The organism is Actinomadura viridis (genome assembly GCF_015751755.1).
GTDB lineage: Bacteria > Actinomycetota > Actinomycetes > Streptosporangiales > Streptosporangiaceae > Spirillospora > Spirillospora viridis.
In genome coordinates, this window is sequence record NZ_JADOUA010000001.1 from 4,178,430 (window position 1) to 4,195,702 (window position 17,273).

Consider the following 17,273-nt stretch of genomic DNA (forward strand, 5'->3'; position numbering starts at 1 on the left):
AGGTGGCGAACAATCGAAACCGCGAGAAGTCCGGCAAAGGAGGAAGTAGCAGACATGAGCACGATCGAACGCTCGATCGATGTCGCCGTCCCCGTCCGGACGGCCTACAACCAGTGGACCCAGTTCGAGGACTTTCCCCGGTTCATGGAGGGCGTGGACCGGATCGAGCAGGTGTCCGACACCCGCACGCACTGGAAGACCAGCATCGCGGGGGTGACGCGGGAGTTCGACGCCGAGATCACCGAGCAGCGCCCCGACGAGCGGATCGCCTGGACCTCCGTCGACACGCCCCGCCAGGCCGGGGTGGTGACCTTCCACCGGATCGCCCCCGAGACGACCCGGGTGATGCTGCAGATGGAGTTCGCGCCCGAGGGCGCGGCCGAGAAGGCCGCCGAACGGCTCAAGATCGTGGAACGGCGCGTCAACGGCGACCTGGACCGCTTCAAGAAGTTCATCGAGGCCCGGCAGGGCGAGGAGACCGGCGCCTGGCGCGGTGAGGTCGGGCAGGACCCGACCCGCTGAGCCAGGGACCGCCCTTCGGTCCGGCAGGCGGCCGCGCCCCGCGGGGCGCGGCCGCCGTCTGGTCCGGGGAGCGGCGGGCGGATACACCGGATGTTATGAACCATGCGATCAGAACTCTCGCACATGTGAAATTAGAGTCTGGATAGGCATTCCGGCCCAGGTGTGACTTGTGTTACAAACATGGGGTTTTAACATCATGGCGCTAGGAGGGACCATGTCCGTCACGCGACGTCAGATCCTTGCCCGAAGCGGCGCGGTGGGGGCGGGCATCGCCTTCACCGGTTCGGTCGAGCAGCTGTTCGCCGGGAGCAGCGCCGCCGCGCACGTCGGCGGCACGGCCGGCTACGGGCCCCTGGTGCCCGACCCCGCCGGGATCCTCGACCTTCCCCGCGGCTTCCGCTACCGGATCCTCTCGCGCGAGGGGCAGGCGATGCGGTCGGGGCAGGGACCGGTCCCCAGCTGCCATGACGGCATGGCCGCCTTCCCCGGACGGCCCGGCCACGTCTGGCTGGTACGCAACCACGAGAACCGCCCCACCTCCCCTCACCGCGTTCCCGCGATCTCCGGGATCACCTACGACCCCGAGGCCAAGGGCGGCTGCACCACCCTGGAGGTCTCCTCCGAGGGCGCGGTCCGTACCGAACGCGTGGCCATCGCGGGCACGGCGGTCAACTGCGCCGGCGGCCCCACGCCCTGGAACACCTGGCTCACCTGCGAGGAGAACGAGGACAAGGCCGGCACCAACGGCTACACCAAGGACCACGGCTTCGTCTTCGAGGTCGACCCGGTCCGGCCCGAACGCTCCGGGGCGGTGCCGCTGACGGCGATGGGACGCTTCCAGCACGAGGCCGTCGCGATCGACCCGCGCGACGGGGTGGTGTACGAGACCGAGGACGCCTTCGAGAAGCCGTTCGGCCTGTTCTACCGGTTCCTGCCCAACAAGCCCAAGGGCGGCCCGGGCAGCCTGCGCGCCGGAGGGCGCCTGGAGGCGCTGCGCGTGCCGGGCGTCCCCGACCTGGCGGTGGTGCAGGCCCCGGGCACCTCCTTCGACGGCGTGGAATGGGTGCCGGTGCCCGACCCGCTGGCCAAGCAGACCCCCATCCGCCTGCAGGACTTCGGGCGCGGCGGCATCACCCACGCCCAGAAGCTGGAGGGCTGCTACTGGGGCGGAGACCGGGTCTACTTCGTCGCCAGCTTCGCCCGCAAGAGCGAGGGATCGCTGGCCGACCACTTCGGCCAGGTGTGGTCCTACGAACCGGGCCGGCGCCGCCTGACGCTGGTCATCGCGTTCGGGCCGGACACCGACGTCGACACCCTCGGGGAGTCCCCCGACAACATCGCCCTGGCCCCGCAGGGCGGGCTGATGGTGTGCGAGGACGGCGGCGGGGCGCAGTACGTCTACGGCGTCACCCGCGACCGCAAGGTCTACCCGATGGCGCGCAACCGGCAGAACACCGGCACCGACGCCGAGCCCGAGTGGGGCGAGTTCGCCGGGGTCACCTTCTCCCCGGACGGCCGCACGATGTTCGTCAACGTCTACTCCCCGGGGACGACCTTCGCCGTCACCGGCCCCTGGCGCCGCCGGTGACCGCGGCTTGATCCAGCGTGCCGGTTCCCGCCCCTCGCCTTGTGGCGCGGGGCGGGGACCGGCCATGATCGTCCCATGGGCATCTCCTCCGCATCGGCGGGCACGCTCCCGGTTAGCACGGCGCGGGCGGAGTTCACTGCAAAAGTCGCCTACCTCGACACCGCCACCTACGGCCTGCCGCCCCGCGCCGCGCACGAGGCGGTGCTGGCTGCCGAAAGCGACCGGGCCGCGGGACTGATGACCACCGACGTACTGGACGAGGCGGTGGGACGGTCCCGGGCGGCGTTCGGCCGCCTGGTGGGGCTGCCGCCGGAGCGGATCGCGATCGGCCCGCAGGTGTCCTACTTCGTGGGCCTGGTCGCCGCGTCGCTGCCCGCCGGCACGACCGTGCTGGTGGCCGACGGCGACTTCACCTCGCTGCTGTTCCCGTTCCTGGCCCGGCCGGAGCTGGTGGTGCGCTCGGTGCCGCTGGAGCGGATCGCCGAGTCGGTCGAGGCCGGGGTGGGACTGGTGGCGGTGTCGGCGGTGCAGTCGGCCGACGGCCGGATCGCGCCGATGGAGGCGCTGATCGGGGCGGCCCGCGCGCACGGTGCGCGGGTGCTGCTGGACGCCACGCAGGCGGCGGGGTGGCTGCCCCTGCCCGCCGACCGGGTGGACCTGCTGGTGTGCGGCGGCTACAAGTGGCTGCTGGGCCCGCGCGGCACCTGCTTCCTGGCGGGGACGCCGCAGGCCCTTGCCGAGCTCCCGGCGATCGGTGCGGGCTGGTACGCCGGCGCGGAGATCTGGGACTCGGTGTACGGGGCGCCGCTGCGGCTGGCCGATGACGGCAGGCGGCTGGACCTGTCCCCGGCCTGGCAGAGCTGGGTGGGGCAGGCTCCGGCGCTGGAGCTGCTGGAGCGGGTCGGTGTGGAGGCCGTGCACGCCCACGACCTCGCGATGGCCGCCCGGTTCCGGGAGGGCCTGGGCCTGGGGCCGGGGGACTCGGCGATCGTGTCGGTGCCGGTGACCGAGAGCACCGCCCAGGTGCTGCGCGAGCACGGCGTGATCGCCTCGGTGCGGGCCGGCCGGCTGCGCTGCGCCTTCCATCTGAGCACCTCCCGGGACGATGTGGACCGGGCGGTGGATCTGCTGGCCGGCCGCGTGATCGACGCGGGCCGGAACGAGGGTGCCTGACCCGGCCGCGGCCGGGAGGGAGAAGGAGCGGGGATGGCGGGGACGGGACAGGTGATCGCGTTCGCGGTGACGATGGGGCTGGGCGCGATGTCGCCCGGACCCGATTTCGCGATCGTGGTGCGGCACGCGGCCGTGGGCGGCCGGCGCGGCGGGACGGTGACCGCGCTGGGGGTCGCCGCCGGGGTGCTGGTGTGGGCCGGGGCGGCGGCGCTGGGGGTGGCGGCGCTGCTGGCGGCCTCGGCGACCGCCTTCACCGTCGTCAAGATCGTCGGCGCGGTGTACCTGCTGTACCTGGGGGTGCGGGCCCTGCGCGCGGCGGCCGGGGGCGGCGCGGGCCCGCAGGGCGAGCCGCAGGATCAGCCGCGGCCGTCGTCCTGGTCGGCGTTCCGCCAGGGCCTGCTGTGCAACGTGCTCAACCCGAAGGCGGCGGTGTTCTTCGTCGCGCTGATGCCGCAGTTCCTGGGCGATCACCCCGCGGTCACCGACACGCTGGTGCTGTCGGTGACCGCCGCCGTGGTGGCCGCCCTGTGGTTCACGATCGTGGCCAACGTCGTGGGGACGCTGCGCAGGGTGTTCGCGCGTGAACGGGTCCGGCGCGCCATCGACGCGCTGACCGGGGCGGCGCTGATCGCGCTGGGCGTGCGCCTGGCCGCCACCCGCGCCTGATCGCCGGCACGGCCGGCTCGGGCGCGGCCGAGGTGCCGCGCGCCGGCCGGCGGGGTGCTCTGGCGCGTTCGGCGTTCCAGACCGGTGATGTCCAGCGCGGTCCGTGCGAGGGTGCCGGGGGAGATCGGGCAACCTCCGCCGCCGGCCGGGCGTCTTCTTCATCGAGAGGACCGGGGGAGGGGGAAGTGGTGTGGAGCCTGGTGTACCTGCTGGCCGTGTTCGGCGGCATCTGCGCCGTCGGCGCGCTGATCTCCAGGATCGACGCCCGCCTGGCGCGCAGGACCCCGGCGCGCGGGCAGCCGCCGCCCCCGCGGCCCGGGCCGCGGCAGGGCCGTCCGCCGGGTCCGCGTTCGCGGCTGGTGACCTGCCGCCCGGGGGTCGCCGACCCTGGCCGCCGTTCCGGCAGCACCACCTAGCCAGGCCTTCCGCACGCGCCGTCGCAGGAGCCCTCAGGACTCCTTGAGGGTTCCTCTGCCCGGGTGCCGCCGTTTCAGCGCGGCGTTCGGTCCGTTCACACCCGGCGCTGACACGCCGGCCAGGCCGGCGACCGCCCTCCCCGAGAGGTCTGCCGAAATCGGTGTCCGGAGATGTCGGATCGGGCCGCCGCCCGTTCGTCTGGGAGATGAAGGCCCATCCCCACGACCGGAAAGGAACGGGCCCGTGCCCCCGACCCTGAACACCATCGACATCGTGGTGGCCGACATGCAGGCCGCGATCGCCTTCTACGCCCGCCTCGGGCCGGCCTTCACCATCGACGAGGCCCATCCCGACCACGCGGGCTGCGACCTGCCCGGCGGGCTGCACCTGATGCTGGACACCGAGAGCTTCCGCGCCGCCACCCAGACCAAGGCCCGGAGCCGGCCCACCGGGGATCCACGCAATTTCCTGGCCTTCCAGTTCGACACCCCGGCCGCCGTCGACGCCAAGTACGCCGAGCTCACCGAGGCGGGGCACGCCGGGGTCACGGAACCCTGGGACGCCTTCTGGGGGATGCGGTACGCCACCGTGACCGATCCCGACGGCAACGGCGTCGACCTGTACTGCCCCCTGCCCGAGCAGGCGACCGCCGAGTAGACGACCGCTCGAGCACGCCGGCCGCGGGTACGCCGGCCGGCTGCCTGGGAAGGAGCGAGAACGTGAAGTACGTCCTGATGTTCGTGGAGACCGAGGAGTTCGCGCGGGAGCTGGAGGAGATGAGCGAGGCGCGGCGGCAGGAGGCGTTCGAGGCGGTCGGCCGCTGGTTCGCCGAGCACGCCGCCCAGATCACCCACCACGCGCACCTGCGCCCGGCCGAGACCGCCACCACGATGCGGTCGACCGGCGGCGAGGCCATCGTCACCGACGGGCCGTTCGTGGAGGGCAAGGAAGTGATCACCGGCTACGCCGAGATCGAGGTCGCCGACCTGGACGAGGCGATGGCGATCGCGCGGTCCTGGCCGGCCTGCCCGATCGTCGAGATCCGCCCGATCACCTGACCGGGCCGGTGACCGACCCACCGCGCCATCGGGCGCACGCCGAGCTGGCCCGCGTGGTACGCGAGCACACGGGCCGGCTGACGGCGTGCCTGGTGCGGGTGCTGGGCGACTTCGCCGCCGCCGAGGACGTCGTCGCCGACGCCGTCGAGACCGCCCTGCGGCGCTGGCCGGCCGAGGGGATCCCCGCCCATCCCGACGCCTGGCTGCTGACGGTCGCCCGCCGCCGCGGCGTCGACGTCCTGCGGCGCCAGGCCCTCCACCGCGACAGGCTCGCCCGGCTCGCCTGGCCGGTGCCGTCCGAGCCCGACGACCGGCTGAAGCTGGTCTTCACCTGCTGCCACCCGGCGCTGCCCCGTACCGCGCAGATCGCGCTGACCCTGCGCACCGTGTGCGGGCTGACCACCGCGCAGATCGCCGCCGCCTTCCTGGTCCCCGAGGCGACCGTCGGCCGGCGCATCACCCGCGCCAAACGCAAGATCGCCGACGCGGGCGTCCCGTACCGCGTCCCGGCCGAGAGCGAGCTGCCCGACCGGCTCGGGCAGGTCCTGGCGGTCATCTACCTGCTGTTCAACGAGGGGTACCTGACCAGCGCCGGCGACCGCCCGTATGCGGCCGACCTGGCCGGCGACGCCGAATGGCTGGCCGCCCACCTGGCCTGGCTGATGCCCAGACAGCCCGAGGTCCTCGGCCTGCTCGCCCTGATCCGGCTGCACCAGGCCCGTACCGGCGCCCGCTTCGACCCCGCCGGCGGGCTGGTCCTGCTGCCCGACCAGGACCGCGGCCGGTGGGACCGGGAGGCGATCACCGAGGCGACCCGGGTGCTCCGGCGCGCCGCCGCGCTGCGCCGTCCCGGCCCGTACCAGCTGCAGGCCGCGATCGTCGCCTGTCACGCCGAGGCCGCCACGTGGGAGGCGACGGACTGGCCCCAGATCGTGGTGCTGTACGACATGCTGCTGGCCCTGGCCCCCTCGCCGGTGCATCACCTGAACCGCGCCATCGCCCTGCACCACCACCCCGGTGCCCGCGGCGGCCCTCGCAACGCGCTCGCCGACCTGGACGCTCTCCCGGACGCCGATCGCGGCGCTCTGCGGCACTACCCGCTGTATCACGCCACCCGCGCCGAGCTCCTGCGCGCCCTCGGCCGGAGTGAGGCCGCCCGGGCCGCCGACCGGCAGGCGCTGGCCCTCTCCACCAACCCGGCCCAGCAGGTCCTGCTCCATCACCGCCTGTCGTGGGACTGAAGCGTCCCCTGCCCGGAGCGCGGGGCGGGCGGCCGGCGAGGTGGGCTTCGTCCGGCCCGGGGCCTGGCTGGAGCCGCGACCGTCCGGGCCGGGGGCGGGCGGTTCAGCCGGGGCCGCAGACGCATCCGGTCTGGGCCGCCTGGTCGGTGGTGCAGCAGGCGGACGGGGCGCCGCCGGCGCTCTTGCCGAGGTCGTCGGCGTCGGCCTTGACCGTGTAGACCTCCCAGGGCTCGGCGCCCGGCGCGGTGACCCACACCTTGTCCTGCAGCGCGTAGCAGCAGGAGGTGTCGTTCTCCTCGAACGTGGCCAGGCCCGCGCCGGCCAGGCGGGTGGTCGCGGCGGTGACCTGCTCGGTGGTCTCGACCTCGACCCCGAGGTGGTCCAGGCGGGTCGGCTCGTCGGCGTCGCCTTCCAGGAGTACGAGCTTGAGCGGGGGCTCGGCGATGGCGAAGTTGGCGTAGCCGGGCCGGACCTTGGCGGGCTCGGCGCCGAACAGCTTGGAGTAGAACGCGATCGACCCCTCGAGGTCGGCGACGCGCAGAGCGAGCTGGACGCGGGACATGGCGGTCTCCTCATCGGCTGGTGCCGACATCGGCTGGTACCGCTATCGGCTTGTATCGATGTTCCTCTATCCACCGTTGCACCTTGTTTCGAGGAATGTCAATATAGAAGCATGTCGAAACAGGAGCTTCGGGTGCTGGGCCAGGACGGCGTGGCGGGCTGCTGCCCCGGCCTGCTGACCGCTCCCCTCGCCGCTGGAGAGGCGGGCGAGCTGGCGCGGGTGTTCAAGGCCCTGGGGGATCCGGTGCGGCTGCAGCTGCTGTCGTTGATCGCCTCCCGGGCGGGCGGCGAGGTGTGCGTGTGCGACCTGACCCCCGCCTTCGAGCTGTCCCAGCCGACGATCTCCCACCATCTCAAGCTGCTGCGCGAGGCGGGGCTGATCGACGGGGAGCGGCGCGGGACCTGGGTGTACTACCGGCTCGTGCCGGAGACGACCGACCGGCTCGCGGAGATCCTCACCCGTCCCGGCGGCCGGCCGCCGCCCGACCCCGGGTCCTCCTCGTGACGGCCTCCTCCTCGGCCGCGGTCCCGGCGGCCGCGTGACGCCTGTCGGCCGCCCAGACGGCCAGCGCGCAGATGGCGAATCCGGCCCCGAGGAGGCTGGAGCCCGCCCAGCCGTGGGCGGCGAAGACGGCGGTGGTCGCGGCCGCGCCGAGGGCGGAGCCGAGCGAGTAGAAGACCATGTAGCCGCCGATGGCGCCGCTGGTGCGCTCGGGATGCGCGGCGGTGAGCAGGTGCTGGTTGCTCACGTGCACGGCCTGCACCGCGAAGTCCAGAACCACGATTCCGGCGATGAGGACCCACAGCGACCACGGCAGTTGCGCGATCGCCGCCCACGAGAGGACGAGCAGGGTGAGCGCGAGCCCGGTGACCGGGGCCGCCCGTCCCGCATCCGCCCACCGTCCCGCGCGCGCCGCGCCGAGCGCGCCGGCGAGTCCGGCGATGCCGAACAGCCCGGTCTGGCTCTCGCTCAGCCGCCACGGCGTGCCGGCCAGCGGCAGGGACAGTCCGCTCCACAGGGTTCCGAACGATGCGAACAGCAGGAACGCGATGAGCCCGCGCGTCAGGAAGACGCGCTGCCCGAACAGCCCGCCGAGCGAGGCGACGGCCCGCCCGTACCCCGCAGGCCGGGTGGAGCGCTCCTCCGGCGGCAGGACGAGGAGGACGAGGGCCGCGAGCCCGAGTGACAGCACCGCGAGCACGGCATAGACGCTCCGCCACCCCCACGCCTGGGCGAGCGTGCCGGTCACGACCCGCGCGCCCAGGATGCCGACCACGACGCCCGAGGTCACCGCGCCGATGGTGCGTCCGCGTTCGGCGGGCGGCGAGACCGACGCGGCGTAGGCCACCGTGGTCTGCACCACGACCGCGAACACCCCGGCCACCGCGAGCCCCGCGAACGCCATCCACGCGGCCGGCGCCGAGGCCGTCAGGATCATGCCCGCCGCGGTGAGCGCCAGGTGCACGGCGATGAGCCGGCGCCTGTCGACCACATCGCCGAGCGGCACCAGCAGCACCAGTCCTGCCAGATAGCCGAGCTGGCCGGTCGCGACGATCCACCCGGTGAGTCCTGGCGGCACGCCGAGATCGCGTCCCATCGGCTCCAGAACCGGCTGCGCGGCGTACACGCCCGCCACAGCGAGACCGCACACCACCGCCAGCAGCGACCGCCGCCACAGGTCCATCGCACCCCGATCCAATAAGTAGCATTTTGCAACCAATTGGACCGTACGGCATGATGGTTTCAATCCGCAACCGATCGGGAGGTGTCATGGCGCGCACCACCACGGGCGCCCCGAACCCCGACTGGACCGACCCCGACTGCCCCGTCGCCCGCACGCTCGACCTCGTCGGCGACAGGTGGAGCCTTCTGGTCATCCGGGACGCGATGGACGGCGCACGATCGTTCACCGAGTTCCAGCGACGCACCGGCATCGCGCGCAACATCCTCACCGATCGCCTCCGCAAGCTCATCGCCCACGGGCTCCTCGTCCAGCGCACCGCACCGTCGGGCCGCCGCCGGGAGTACGTGCTCACCGACGCCGGCCGCGACCTCTTCCCGGTCGTCCTCACCCTGCGCCAGTGGGGGGAGCGCCACGCCTTCGCCCCGGGCGAGACCCACTCCACCCTTGTCGACCAGCACGGCACCCCTGTTCCGGAATTCGCGCCGGCCGGCGCCGACGGCGCCCTTCTACGCGCCGACACCACCCGCGTGCAGAAGATCCGGTAGAAGGCACGCGGCCGGGATCAGGACAGCATCTCGCCCGCGTACCGGGCGTACACGGCGGCGGCGCGGCGCATCGCGGCCTCTTCGACGTACTCGTCCGGGCCGTGGGAGACGTCGAGACGGCCCGGGCCGTAGCCGAACGCGGGGATGCCGAGTTGCGCGTACCAGCGGATCTCCAGGATGCCCGCGCACATCTGGAACGGGGCCTCGGCGCCCTCGACCTCACCGGCCACCCGGGCGAGCGCGGCGGCGGCCGGGTGACCGGCGTCGGTGCTGGCCGAGGGCTGCAGCTGGGTGACCTGTACCGACACATCGGCGCCGATCTCGCGCGCCGCCTCCTCGATGAGGGCGGTGAGGCGTTCGGCCTCCGCGCCGAGGTCCTCTTCGGGGTTGTAGCGGCCGTCCACGGTGAAGTACGCCGAGCCGGGCACGACGTTGAAGTTCGACCCGCCGCCCGAGCGCCCGCCCACGACCAGCATCGTGCCCCGCGCGTCGTCGGGGTCCATGGGGAAGGCGGTGTGCCGTTCGGCCATCTCGGCCGCGTACCGCTCGACGGGGCGGGCGATGTGCAGCATGTGCCGGAAGGCGTTCACACCGCGGTCGGCCTGCCCGACGTGGGCCTCGCGGCCGCGGACGTCCACCCGGAGGGAGAGGGCGCCGCGGGCGGCGTTCCAGATGCCGCCGCCGCTGGGTTCGGCGGTGACCATGGCCACGGCGGACGGGTCGATCATCCCCGCGTCGCGCAGGTGGCCGGCGCCGGCGACGCTGCCGGTCTCCTCGTCGCACACCAGGTGCACGACGATCCGTCCTTCCCTCAGCAGTCCCAGTTCCCTGGCGGCCGCGGCGCCGTAGAGCATGCTGACGATGCCGCCCTTCATGTCCGCCGTTCCCCGGCCGATGATCTTTCCGTCGCGGCGCATCGCGGTGAACTGCTGATCGCTCTGGGCCGGTACGACGTCGAAGTGCCCGTGAAAGTACAGCAGCCTGTCCCCTTGGCCGGCGGTGCCGCGTACGATGCACGGCTCGTCCAGTTCGGGGGGCGCGCCGGGGATCTCGATGATCTCCGGGGACAGGCCGAGGTCGTCCATGGCCTGGTGCAGGATCCGCGCGCAGCGGCCCAGGGCGCGGCCGGGCGGGTTCTCCGTGTCCACGGCCACCAGCCGTTCCAGGAGCGCGGTCATCTCCCGGGCTCGTCCGTCCAGCCATTCCTGGACCTGCCGCGCGGCGGAAGTCATGATCATCATCACCTTTCGTCGTAGCGCTGCCGCAGGTAGGGAGCGCGCGCGGTGGCCACCGCTTTGCCTACGGCAATTCTAGGCGGTTATTCACCTCATGTGATTTCTACTTATGGCGCTAAGCTGCACGTGTGAGCAATGAAATCAAACTGGATGCCGTTGATCGCGAAATTTTGTTTCATCTGAGCCGGGACGGTCGCCTGACCAACGTCGAGCTCGCCAAGCGGGTCGGTCTCACGCCACCTCCGTGCCTGCGCAGGGTCAAGCGCCTGGAGGAGTCCGGCGTCATCTCCGGCTACCGGGCGACCATCGACCACGAGGCCCTCGGTGGCGGGCTGGAGGTCATCGTCTCCATCGAGGTCGGCATCAGCGACCTGAAGACCCTGGAGGAGCTGGAGGCCACGGTCGCCGCGTACGAGGAGGTGATCGAGTTCCGCCGGGTGTTCGGCCGGCCGGACTACTACCTGCGGGTCATGGTCGCCGACTACGCCGCCTACGAGGCCTTCCAGACCAACAAGATCATCGGCATTCCCGGCATCGCCCGCGTCATCTCCCAGCCGACCATGAAGAAGATCAAGGTCATCGACTGAGGCTCGCGACCGGGCCGGCCGGCCCGCGCGGGGCCGGGCCGGCGGCGCAGGGGCCGGTGCGGGCGGTGTCAGGTGCCGTGGCGGCGCAGCACCTGGCGCAGTTCCTCGGTGTGCGCCCGGACGGCGTCGGGGCGGCCGTGGAACTGCGCGGGCGTGGTCTGGAAGCTGACGATCCGCCACAGGCCCATGCGCTGGGCGGCGGTGATGGTCTGGATCGCGTTGAGGTCGGGGCGCAGGTCGCCGGCGCCGGGCGGGACCATGGCGACGATGGCGCGCAGCACGGCGGCGCCCGGTCCGACCACCCGCACGTCCTTGACCTTGCCGACGTAGGTCCCGGTCTCGTGGTCGGCGAAGACGCGGCCGATCCGCTCGGCGATCCGGGCGCGGCCGGCGTCGAAGGTGCCGTCGAAGCCGATGCACTCGCCGTCCTCGCGGAACGGGGGCGGCGAACGCCTCGGCGTCGCGGGCGTTCCAGGCGTCCAGGACGCGCTGGTAGAGGCCCCGTACGGCGTCCAGCGCGCCGAGCCGGGCGGCGTAGCGGTCCTGGAGGACCTGGTGGCGGGTGGTGGTCCAGTTGGGCCAGTCGACGCGGGCGCCCTCCAGGGCCTCGGCCAGGTAGTCCAGGTGCAGGTGCCATCCGGCCAGGGTCTGCAGCAGGTACTCGCCGGGGAGGTCCAGCTCGCTGGTGAACACCAGGAGGGTCCCCTCCGGCAGCGGGGTCAGCTCCCAGCGCAGCCTGCCGTGGATGTCGGAGTCCAGTTCCAGCAGGCGCGGCGGGTCGAAGGCGGTGACGGTGCCGCGGGCGACGGCGGAGTCGCCGTTGACGTCGGTGTTGAGCCAGCGCAGCTCGAACTCGCCGCCCACCGCGGGCTCGAGGGTGGCCTGGGCCAGCCACGCCGACAGTTCGGCGGGGTCGGTGAGGGCCTTCCAGACCCGTGACGCGGGGTGGCGCAGACGGCGTTCGAAGCGCAGGAGCGCGTGGTCGCCGTCGACGGTCGCGGTGCCGTCGGGGCCGCCGCCGGCCTCGTGGTCCGGTCCGGTTGGGCGCTCGGGTCCGGTGGGCTCGCCGCCGTGCGCGGTGGTCATGGGTGGTGCTCCTTTCGCTCGGGCGCGGTGACCGGCCTAATATAACTCAACTGGAATATAACTGTCCGAGTATGTTCGTTTCCCGTGGAGGAGTGGTACGGGAACGAGGCGGTTCGCCCGATCTCGGGCGCGGGCTTCCAATACGGTGAGGGAACGCGGCCCTGGCGCGCCGAGCTGCCGGGGCGGCGGCGGGAACCGGTACCGGTTGACTACCGTTCTCGTTACAGACCGTGCGGATGACAGGCGTCCGCGCGGAGTCGATACGGAGGTAGACACAGTGGGAGTCAGTCTGAGCAAGGGCGGCAACGTCTCGTTGACGAAGGAGGCTCCCGGGCTGACCGCGGTCGTGGTGGGTCTGGGCTGGGACGTGCGGACCACGACCGGCAGCGACTTCGACCTGGACGCCAGCGCCATGCTGTGCTCGCAGGAGAACAAGGTCCTGTCGGACAAGCACTTCGTGTTCTTCAACAACCTCAAGAGCCCCGACGGCTCGGTCGAGCACACCGGCGACAACCTCACCGGTGAGGGCGAGGGCGACGACGAGCAGATCAAGGTGAACCTGGCCTCGGTCCCGGCGGACGTCACCAAGATCGTGTTCCCGGTGTCGATCTACGACGCCGACAACCGGCAGCAGAACTTCGGCCAGGTCCGCAACGCCTTCATCCGCATCGTCAACCAGGCCGACAACAACGAGATCGCCCGCTACGACCTGTCGGAGGACGCCTCCACCGAGACCGCGATGGTGTTCGGTGAGCTCTACCGGCACGGCACGGAGTGGAAGTTCCGCGCGGTCGGCCAGGGCTACGCCTCGGGCCTGTCGGGCATCGCCTCCGACTTCGGCGTCAACGTCTGAGGACGGCGCGGAGCCGCGCAGGCACCGCGGGGGAGGGCGGCGGGCGACCGGCCCGCGCCCTCCCTCTTGTCTTCCTCCACCCTCGATCGCACCGTCCCCGTGTCCGGAGCCGCCATCTCCACGCCCCGCAAGAGGCCGCGCCAGCAGCGTTCCCGGGAGACCTACGAGGCAGTCCTGGACGCGGCGGCCGAGCTGTTCGCCCGGCACGGCTACGCCGCCGCGACCACCAACAAGATCGCCGAGCGGGCCGGGGTGTCGATCGGGTCGCTCTACCAGTACTTCCCCGACAAGGACGCCCTGCTGTACGCGCTGGGGGAGCGGCATCTGGCGCGGGCGGTGGAGGGGCTGGGGGAGCTGTTCGGCCGGTTGCGCGCCGAGCGGCCGGGGCTGGAGGCGACGGTGCGCGTGCTGGTGGAGGCCGTGGCGGCGTGGCATGCCGCCGATCCGGAGATGCACCGGCTGCTGTACGACCAGGCGCCGCGCCCGCCGGAGGCGGCGGCCGAGCTGCGGCGGCTGCAGGGGGCGGTGGCGGCCGAGGTGGAGCACCACCTGCGTCGTCTGGGGGCCGGGGGCCCGGATCCGGGGCTGACGGCGCTGCTGCTGGTGCAGGGGGTGGAGGCGCAGATCCACGGAGCGGTCCTGGATCCCCCGCCGGGCCGTTCGGCGGGGGAGGTCGTCCAGGCGGCGGCCGCGTTGTGGATCCGGGCGCTGCGCTGACACGGCCCGGGCGGCGCGAGGCGCCGGTCAGGCAGGTGGTCAGGCCGGGGTTGAGGCGGGGACGGCGGCCAGGGCCTCGATCTCGATGAGCAGGTCGTCGCGGAAGAGGGCGGAGACCTCCACCAGGGTGCTGGCCGGGGCGATCCCGGCGGGCAGGAACTCATCGCGGACGGCGCGGACGGTGGCGACCTGGCGGGCGTCGCGCACGAAGTAGCCGAGTTTGACCAGGTGCTCCCAGCCCGCTCCGGCGGCCTCCAGCGCCGCGCGGAGGTTGGTGAAGACCTGGCGGGTCTGGGCGGCCAGGTCGCCGGGGCCGACCAGCGCGCCGCCGGCGTCCAGGGGGACCTGGCCGCTGATGACGACCAGGCGCCCGGGGGCGTCGACGCAGATGACGTGGCTGTAGCCGGGGCCGGGGGCCAGCGCGGGCGGGGACACCTGCCGGATGGCGGTGCCGGGGCGGGTCACATCGTCGCTCACATGATCCACAGTAGCGGCGGCGGGCACCGGCCGGGCACGGCCAGCGCCCGAGGCCAGGGCCAGAGGCCAGGCGGGCCCGGCGGGGACGGGGGTCAGCCGAGCAGTTCGCTGCGCAGGCGGGTCTTGAGGAGCTTGCCGCCGGGGTTGCGGGGCAGTTCCTCCTCGCGGAACCACACGTGCGCGGGGATCTTGAACGCGGCGATCCGGTCGGCCAGGAACGCGCGCAGTTCCTCGGTGGTGAGCGCGGCGCCGGGCCGCGGGCGCACCACCGCGCCGACCTCCTCTCCGAGCTCGGGGTGGGGGACGCCGATGACACCGCAGTCGGCGACGCCGGGGTGTTCGTAGAGGGCGGCCTCCACCTCGGCGCAGTAGATGTTCTCGCCGCCGCGGATCAGCATGTCCTTGGCCCGGTCGACGATGTAGACGAAGCCGTCGGGGTCCAGGCGGGCCAGGTCGCCGCTGTGGAACCAGCCGCCGCTGAAGGCGCGGGCGGTGTCCTCGGGCCTGTTCCAGTAGCCCTTGATGACGTTGGGGCCCTTGATCAGCAGTTCGCCGACCTCCCCGGGCGGCAGCTCGGCCCCGGCCGCGTCGACCACCTTCACCTCGCACACCGCCACGGGCGGGCCGACGCTGTCGGGGCGTTCCAGGTAGTTGGCGCCGGCGTTGTAGGTGGTGACCGAGGAGGTCTCGGTGAGGCCGTAGCCGTTGCCGGGCGTGCGCGCGGGAAGCCGCCGCCTGATCGTGTCGACCAGGGCCGGGGGCGCGGGCGCGCCCCCGAAGCTGACGCCGGTGAGGCTGGAGGTGTCGTAGGCGTCCAGGTCCGGGGAGGTGAGGACCTGCCAGGCCATGGTGGGCACCCCGCCGAAGCCGGTGACGCGTTCGCGTTCGATGAGCCGCAGCGCCTCCCGGACGTCCCACTTGTACATCAGGACCACGGTGCCGCCCTGCAGCGCGCTGCTGACCAGGACCGAGTGGCAGCCGGTGGCGTGGAAGAAGGGGACGCTGAGCAGGGTGACGCGGGGTTGCGGCGCCATCAGCTCGGCCACCCGGCCGCCGGCGCGGACCCCCGCCGACACGATCCCGTAGGCGAGGCTGACGGGGTTGGTGGTGATGTTGCGGTGGGTGCCCAGCGCGCCCTTGGGCCGTCCGGTGGTGCCGGAGGTGTAGAAGATCGTGGCCTCGTCCTCGGGGTCGAGGGCCACCTCGGGCGGCCGGGCGGCGGGGTCGACCTGGCCGAGGACGCCGTCGTAGGTGTCGGCTCCGGGCGGCAGGGGCCCGTCCGGGCGGACCACGATCGTGGGCACGCCCAGGCGGGGCAGGACCGGGGCCAGCCGCCGGGCGCGCTGGGCGTCGGCGATGAGGACCTTGGCGCCGCTGTCGGTGAGCCCGTACTCCAGCTCGGCCGCGCTCCACCATGCGTTGAGGGGGACGACCACCGCGCCGGCGACGGCGGCGCCGAAGAACGCCACCGACCATTCGGGGTAGTTGCGCATGGCGATGGCGACGCGGTCGCCCTTGCCGATCCCGTACCGGTCGATGAGGCGGTGGGCGAACGCGGCGGCGCGGGCGTGGTGCTCGGCGAAGGTCAGGCGTTCGCCCTGGTACACCAGGAAGTCGGCGGTGCCGTGGTCGCGGGATCGTTCCAGGATCTCGCGCAGGGTGGTGGGCGCGTGCTTCCAGACGCGGGTCGGGGTGCCGCGGACGTCGATCAGGGCGGTCTCGAACGGCTGTCCGGGCGCCGTCAGGGCGTCCCGTACCTCGGCGATGCTCTTCACCGGCCACCTCCGCGCGCCGAGCAAGCGATCGGTCGTCTCTTCCGGCGAATCTATGGTCCGTTCGGGGGGCGGTCAACGGCCGCGCCCTCCCGGCGCGCTGGTGTCGCGGGCACACGGCGGGGCATGCGGCAGGCACGGCGTGGGTGCGCGTGTGCGCATCCGGCCGCCGGGAGTGCCGGGGAGGGGTCGCGTACTGCGACAATGGGCGCATGACCGAGCGCAAGCCGATCGAGTACTGGCTGTCGGACATGGACGGTGTCCTGGTGCACGAGGGGCATCCCATCCCCGGTGCCGACGAGTTCATCCGGCGGCTGACGGCCTCCGGGAAACGCTTCCTGGTCCTGACCAACAACTCCATCTACACGCGCCGTGACCTGTCGGCGCGGCTGGCCTCCCTCGGGCTGCAGGTTCCGGCCGAGGCGATCTGGACCTCGGCGCTGGCCACCGCGCAGTTCCTGGCCGACCAGCGGCCGGAGGGCACGGCGTACGTGATCGGCGAGGCGGGGCTGACCACCGCGTTGCACGAGGCCGGGTACGTGCTGACCGACCTGGACCCCGACTACGTGGTGCTGGGGGAGACCCGTACCTACAGCTTCTCGCAGATCACGCGGGCGATCCGGCTGATCGAGCGGGGTGCGCGGTTCATCGCCACCAATCCCGACCCGATCGGGCCCTCGACGGAGGGGTCGCTTCCGGCGTGCGGCGCGGTCGCCGCGATGATCACCAAGGCGACGGGGGTCGACCCCTACTTCGTCGGCAAGCCCAATCCGCTGATGATGCGGACGGCGCTGAACCGGGTGGAGGGGCACAGCGAGGCCACGGCCATGATCGGCGACCGGATGGACACCGACGTGGTGGCGGGGGTGGAGGCCGGGCTGGAGACGATCCTGGTGCTCAGCGGCGTGACGCGCAAGGAGGAGGTCGACCGTTTCCCCTTCCGCCCTTCGCACGTCCTGCCGTCCATCGCCGACGTCCTGCCGATGATCGGGGACCGTTCCGGCGACTGACGCGGCCCGCCCGCCTCGTCCCCGCCGCCCGTCCCCGTCCCCGCCCGGTCCCCGCCGCCCGTCCCTGACCTGTCGCGGCC

The 17,273-nt window shown here is 72.9% G+C and carries 19 protein-coding genes and 2 pseudogenes; 14 read left to right on the plus strand and 7 right to left on the minus strand.

Annotated elements, in window-relative coordinates; genetic code table 11:
• Positions 1 to 54: 54 nt before the first annotated feature.
• From IW256_RS18940 to IW256_RS18975, 8 genes are all read left to right on the plus strand, one after another.
• Complete coding sequence (locus tag IW256_RS18940; RefSeq protein WP_197012257.1) at positions 55 to 522, plus strand: SRPBCC family protein; 468 nt, start codon at positions 55 to 57, stop codon at positions 520 to 522.
• 214 nt (positions 523 to 736) lie between these two features.
• Positions 737 to 2,110, plus strand: coding sequence for an alkaline phosphatase PhoX (locus IW256_RS18945; RefSeq protein ID WP_197012258.1), 1,374 nt, complete (start codon positions 737 to 739; stop codon positions 2,108 to 2,110).
• A gap of 75 nt (positions 2,111 to 2,185) precedes the next feature.
• Positions 2,186 to 3,283 carry an aminotransferase class V-fold PLP-dependent enzyme gene (locus IW256_RS18950; protein ID WP_197012259.1) on the plus strand — a complete coding sequence of 366 codons (1,098 nt, stop codon included), beginning with the start codon at positions 2,186 to 2,188 and terminating at the stop codon, positions 3,281 to 3,283.
• Between the two features lie 33 nt (positions 3,284 to 3,316).
• A complete protein-coding gene (locus IW256_RS18955; RefSeq protein ID WP_197012260.1) occupies positions 3,317 to 3,949 on the plus strand; it encodes a LysE family translocator in 633 nt (210 codons plus the stop codon).
• A gap of 185 nt (positions 3,950 to 4,134) precedes the next feature.
• Positions 4,135 to 4,365: a hypothetical protein gene (locus tag IW256_RS18960; protein ID WP_197012261.1), complete on the plus strand. Its 231-nt coding sequence runs from the start codon at positions 4,135 to 4,137 to the stop codon at positions 4,363 to 4,365.
• A gap of 244 nt (positions 4,366 to 4,609) precedes the next feature.
• Positions 4,610 to 5,023, plus strand: coding sequence for a VOC family protein (locus IW256_RS18965; RefSeq protein ID WP_307828950.1), 414 nt, complete (start codon positions 4,610 to 4,612; stop codon positions 5,021 to 5,023).
• Positions 5,024 to 5,085: 62 nt separating this feature from the next.
• Complete coding sequence (locus IW256_RS18970; protein WP_307828951.1) at positions 5,086 to 5,424, plus strand: YciI family protein; 339 nt, start codon at positions 5,086 to 5,088, stop codon at positions 5,422 to 5,424.
• Positions 5,425 to 5,432: 8 nt separating this feature from the next.
• Complete coding sequence (locus IW256_RS18975) at positions 5,433 to 6,665, plus strand: RNA polymerase sigma factor (RefSeq protein WP_197012262.1); 1,233 nt, start codon at positions 5,433 to 5,435, stop codon at positions 6,663 to 6,665.
• 103 nt (positions 6,666 to 6,768) lie between these two features.
• On the opposite strand, the gene IW256_RS18980 is transcribed toward IW256_RS18975, so the two are convergent.
• Entirely contained in the window at positions 6,769 to 7,227 is a 459-nt protein-coding gene (locus IW256_RS18980; RefSeq protein WP_197012263.1) for an ArsI/CadI family heavy metal resistance metalloenzyme, read from the minus strand.
• Positions 7,228 to 7,338: 111 nt separating this feature from the next.
• Here IW256_RS18980 and IW256_RS18985 point away from each other — a divergent pair, with 111 nt between their 5' ends.
• Positions 7,339 to 7,731 (plus strand): ArsR/SmtB family transcription factor, encoded by a 393-nt coding sequence (locus IW256_RS18985; protein WP_197012264.1) that lies wholly within the window; start codon positions 7,339 to 7,341, stop codon positions 7,729 to 7,731.
• On the opposite strand, the gene IW256_RS18990 is transcribed toward IW256_RS18985, so the two are convergent.
• The gene (locus tag IW256_RS18990) at positions 7,682 to 8,926 is read right to left on the minus strand and encodes an MFS transporter (RefSeq protein ID WP_231403844.1); all 1,245 of its coding nucleotides are present in this window, start codon (positions 8,924 to 8,926) and stop codon (positions 7,682 to 7,684) included. The genes IW256_RS18985 and IW256_RS18990 overlap by 50 nt on opposite strands.
• A 71-nt stretch (positions 8,927 to 8,997) precedes the next feature.
• Here IW256_RS18990 and IW256_RS18995 point away from each other — a divergent pair, with 71 nt between their 5' ends.
• Positions 8,998 to 9,456 (plus strand): winged helix-turn-helix transcriptional regulator, encoded by a 459-nt coding sequence (locus IW256_RS18995; protein WP_197012266.1) that lies wholly within the window; start codon positions 8,998 to 9,000, stop codon positions 9,454 to 9,456.
• A gap of 17 nt (positions 9,457 to 9,473) precedes the next feature.
• Here IW256_RS18995 and IW256_RS19000 read toward each other — a convergent pair whose 3' ends face one another.
• Positions 9,474 to 10,688, minus strand: a complete 1,215-nt coding sequence (locus IW256_RS19000) for a M20/M25/M40 family metallo-hydrolase (protein ID WP_197012267.1) — start codon at positions 10,686 to 10,688, stop codon at positions 9,474 to 9,476.
• A 131-nt stretch (positions 10,689 to 10,819) separates the two neighbouring features.
• On the opposite strand from IW256_RS19000, the gene IW256_RS19005 reads away from it, so the two are divergent.
• Entirely contained in the window at positions 10,820 to 11,278 is a 459-nt protein-coding gene (locus IW256_RS19005) for an Lrp/AsnC family transcriptional regulator (RefSeq protein ID WP_197012268.1), read from the plus strand.
• A gap of 68 nt (positions 11,279 to 11,346) precedes the next feature.
• Here IW256_RS19005 and IW256_RS19010 read toward each other — a convergent pair.
• Together IW256_RS19010 and IW256_RS43130 are read right to left on the minus strand one after the other, a co-directional pair.
• Positions 11,347 to 11,703 (minus strand): annotated as a pseudogene (locus IW256_RS19010) (SgcJ/EcaC family oxidoreductase); the annotation flags it as partial.
• Positions 11,704 to 11,887: 184 nt separating this feature from the next.
• A pseudogene (locus IW256_RS43130) lies at positions 11,888 to 12,364 on the minus strand (SRPBCC family protein); the annotation flags it as partial.
• Positions 12,365 to 12,641: 277 nt separating this feature from the next.
• Between IW256_RS43130 and IW256_RS19020 the strand changes: the two are divergent.
• Complete coding sequence (locus IW256_RS19020; RefSeq protein WP_197012269.1) at positions 12,642 to 13,217, plus strand: TerD family protein; 576 nt, start codon at positions 12,642 to 12,644, stop codon at positions 13,215 to 13,217.
• A 99-nt stretch (positions 13,218 to 13,316) separates the two neighbouring features.
• On the plus strand, positions 13,317 to 13,934 hold the full coding sequence (locus IW256_RS19025; protein ID WP_197012270.1) for a TetR/AcrR family transcriptional regulator: 618 nt from the start codon (positions 13,317 to 13,319) through the stop codon (positions 13,932 to 13,934).
• Positions 13,935 to 13,973: 39 nt separating this feature from the next.
• Here the strand turns inward: IW256_RS19025 and IW256_RS19030 are convergent, their stop codons facing one another.
• Together IW256_RS19030 and IW256_RS19035 are read right to left on the minus strand one after the other, a co-directional pair.
• The gene (locus IW256_RS19030; RefSeq protein WP_307828952.1) at positions 13,974 to 14,411 is read right to left on the minus strand and encodes a RidA family protein; all 438 of its coding nucleotides are present in this window, start codon (positions 14,409 to 14,411) and stop codon (positions 13,974 to 13,976) included.
• Positions 14,412 to 14,503: 92 nt separating this feature from the next.
• A complete protein-coding gene (locus tag IW256_RS19035) occupies positions 14,504 to 16,186 on the minus strand; it encodes a class I adenylate-forming enzyme family protein (protein WP_307828953.1) in 1,683 nt (560 codons plus the stop codon).
• A gap of 209 nt (positions 16,187 to 16,395) precedes the next feature.
• Between IW256_RS19035 and IW256_RS19040 the strand changes: the two genes are divergently transcribed.
• Positions 16,396 to 17,193 (plus strand): HAD-IIA family hydrolase, encoded by a 798-nt coding sequence (locus IW256_RS19040; protein WP_197012272.1) that lies wholly within the window; start codon positions 16,396 to 16,398, stop codon positions 17,191 to 17,193.
• Positions 17,194 to 17,273 lie beyond the last annotated feature (80 nt).